Source organism: Actinomycetospora sp. (assembly GCF_036497585.1).
Classification (GTDB): Bacteria; Actinomycetota; Actinomycetes; order Mycobacteriales; family Pseudonocardiaceae; genus Actinomycetospora.
Window position 1 is genome coordinate 1 of sequence record NZ_DASXJD010000083.1, and the last position, 3,216, is coordinate 3,216.

Sequence of the window (3,216 nt, forward strand, 5' to 3'; positions counted from 1 at the left end):
TGGCACAGGACGGCGCCGGTTCCGCGCATGGCGTCGAGCGCGCCACCGTCGACCACCACGCTGTGCACCGCGGCCGCGTCGGCGAGCATCGTGACGACGACCTCGGCACCCTCGAGCGCCTCGGCCGGCGAGCCCGCCACGACGATGCCGTCCTGCTCGAGCGGCTCGGCCTTCTCGCGCGAGCGGTTCCACGCGCGGACGTCGTGGCCCGCGGCCTTGAGGTTGCGCGCCATCGGCGCGCCCATGATCCCGGTTCCCAGGACGGCGACGTCCACGAACGCGCTGCTTACCCGTCCAGCGCCGCGCGAACCGTCGGGACGTCCAGCGCAGGCACGGTGAGCCCGGCCCGCGCCACGATGCCCTTCTCGTTGAGCGCCCACTCGCCGCGCCCGGCCAGCCGCGCGTGCGCCTCGGCGATCGCCGCTCTGGCGAGCAGGCCCGCACAATACGTGGCGTCGCCCCGCGCCTCGGCCGTCTCGGCGAGCATCAACGAGAAGTCGCGGCTCGAGCGCCAGTTGCGCATCGCCGTCTCGCGCAGCGCGCCGCTGAAGACCGGGCGCGGCAGCGAGCCCGCCAGCACGCGGTTGAGCGCGAGCTCGCCGGCCAGCGCGTAGGTCGGCATCCCCGCCACGTAGCCCTCGACCCAGTAGCGCCGGAAGCGCCCCGCCTCCGCCTCGCGCGTCCAGTGCTCGACGACGTCGAGGTCGCGGTACAGCAGGTCGACGCGCTCGCCGTCGACGGTCAGCCACGCGCCGCCGTTCATGAGCGGCCCCCACTCCCCCGGCTCGACGACCGTTCCCTCGAAGCCGAGCGCGCGGACGGCGTCGACGTCGATCGTGCCGCGGTAGTACAGCCCGAAGTCCCAGTCGCTGTCGGGACGCTCGGTGCCCGCCGCCCGCGAGCCACCCAGCGCGACGGCGGCGACCCCCGGGATCGCCGCGAGGCGCGGGACGAGGTGCTCCACGCGCGCGGTCAGCCGCCCAGCGCGAGGCGGGCCACCGCGCCCGCCTCGGTCAGCCAGACGTTGCCGTCCGGGCCCACGACCACCTCGCGTGCAGCGTTGCCCGTGGCCCACTCTCCGGTCTCCTGCCCTGCGGTGGTGAGCCGAGCGACCCCCTGGCCGTAGGACTCGGTCAAGTACAGGTTGCCGTCGGGGCCCGCGACGATGTCGGACGGGCCGCTGCCCCGCGCGAGGGGCCACGAGTACTCGGTTATCGCCCCGGCGGGCGTGATCCTCCCGACACGGTCCGTGGTCCCCTCGGTGAACCAGAGATTCCCGTCGGGTCCGGCGGTGATCGAGCCGGGAACGTCCGTGAGGCCGGTCGTGTACTCGGTGACGGAGCCGGTGTCCGGGTCGACCTTGCCGATCGCGCGCGTCGGGGAGGACTGCGTGAACCACACCGACCCGTCGGGCCCGCGGGCGACGTCCCCGGTTAACGCAAAGTCCGGCGTCGAGAAGCTCGAGACCATCCCCTCGGGCGTGATCCGCCCGATGCCGCTCCCGCCCCCCGCGAACCAGATGTTGCCGTCCGGCCCCGCGGCGATACTGGAGACGCTGGGGGCCGGGAACTCGGTGAAGGCGCCGTCCGTCGTGACGCGGCCGATCTTGCCGGCCGGGCCCTCGGTGAACCAGAGGTTGCCGTCGGGGCCGGCGGCGATGTCCGACGCCCCTGAGCTCGGCGTGGGGATCGGGAACCTGCCAGTGATGGAGCCTGCGGCGCTGATCCGGTCGATCTCGTTGCCACGGCTGCTGACGGCCCAGAGGTTGCCGTCGGCGCCGGCGGCGATGCCCCTCATATCCGGGCCGCCCTGGGCCGGAGGCACTGTGGTGATCGGGAACTCGGTCAAGGGCGAGACGTAGCCGGAGGGCCGGCTGACCGACTCGCAATCCGGGGTGACGGCGTCCTCGCCGTCGGCCGTCACCGCATCGCTCCCGCCGTCGCAGTGCACACGATCGAGGCTGCTCTCGCGCGTGAGGATCGTGTCGTCGCCGTCGCCGCCGGAGACCCGGTCGCTGCCGTCCCCGGCGGTGATGGCGTCGTCTCCGGGGCCGCCGTCGAGGTTGTCGTTCCCGCCGCCGCCGGTGAGCCGGTCGTTGCCGTCGCCGCCGAAGAGCCCGCTGTCGGCCGACCCTGCGGTCAGCGTGTCATTCCCGCCGACGCCGGCGAGATTGACCGGATGCGAGCCCCCGGAGAGGCTGTCGTCGTACGCGGTGCCGTCGATATAGGTGACGTCGTTGTGGACGTTGTCGCCTTCACCCGGTGCGCCGTCGTTCGGTTGGTCGTCGGCGGTGACGGTCACGCCCTGCGTGTGGTCGGAGTACTCGACGACCGCTGTGCCGCCCCCGCCGCGGAAGTCGTCGGCGCCCGGCCCGCCGATCAGGTCGGTCGAGTCGTGGCCGGCTACTCCTGCCCTGAAACCATCGCTCCCCGGACCGCCGTCGAGGAGGATCTCGTGAAAGTCGTCGGCGCCCTTCGTCGCAACGGAGTCGTTCCTGTCTCCCAGCAGAGCCTCGTAGGTCTGGTATCCCCCTATCAGGGCGGTGTCGCAAGTCACGCTGGTGCCGAGGAACGTGCAGGCCTGCTGCATCGTGGCCAGGTCCCCGTGGGCCGTGTCGGGCCGGATCGGGATGAGCGGGTCATTGACGGTGAACTTGTGGGCCTGCTGGTCCAGCGTGATCGTCAGATGATTGGCCTCGCCCGGGTCGGCGCGGTAGACGATCCACATGTTTCTCCCCCCGCCGGGGGGCTCGGGGCCGTGGTCCTCGACCGCGAGGCTCGCCGCGCTCGCCGAACCGGCCGCCAGCGAACCCGATACGCCCAGCACGACCAGCGCAACCGCCGTCGACCGCAGCCTTCCGACCATCTGCTCTCCCCCTCGCACAGGACCCCCACCCCGTACTGCGGCCGGGAACATACACCGGGAACCGGGCTACGAGCGCCGCACCGCCCACGCCAGCCCGCGCGCGACGATCCCGTCGCGCACCGGGTCCGACCACGCGGCGATCGGATGGCCGAGCGCGTCGTAGAAGACGCGCCCGCGGCCGTAGCGCTTCGTCCACGCCAGCGGTGGGCGCCCGCGCGCGTCGGCGGCGAGCAGCACGTGGGCGCGCGGCCGCGACGTGAAGCGGTAGCTCTCGTCGCGCGTGGCGAAGCGCGCCGGCAGCCCGCGGGTGATCGGGTCGCTGCGGTCGACGACCACCACGCCCGTCGGCCC

General features: G+C 73.2%; 4 protein-coding genes. All 4 read right to left on the reverse strand.

Annotated elements, in window-relative coordinates; genetic code table 11:
- Window positions 1-275, reverse strand: a 275-nt coding sequence (locus VGH76_RS07505) for an NAD(P)-binding domain-containing protein (protein ID WP_414637689.1), incomplete at its 3' end; no start/stop codon positions are given.
- Window positions 276-286: 11 nt separating this feature from the next.
- Window positions 287-964, reverse strand: a complete 678-nt coding sequence (locus tag VGH76_RS07510) for a nucleotidyltransferase domain-containing protein (RefSeq protein WP_331556004.1) — start codon at window positions 962-964, stop codon at window positions 287-289.
- 8 nt (window positions 965-972) lie between these two features.
- Window positions 973-2,865: a virginiamycin B lyase family protein gene (locus VGH76_RS07515; protein WP_331556005.1), complete on the reverse strand. Its 1,893-nt coding sequence runs from the start codon at window positions 2,863-2,865 to the stop codon at window positions 973-975.
- A gap of 66 nt (window positions 2,866-2,931) precedes the next feature.
- Window positions 2,932-3,216, reverse strand: a 285-nt coding sequence (locus VGH76_RS07520; RefSeq protein ID WP_331556006.1) for a ThuA domain-containing protein, incomplete at its 5' end; no start/stop codon positions are given.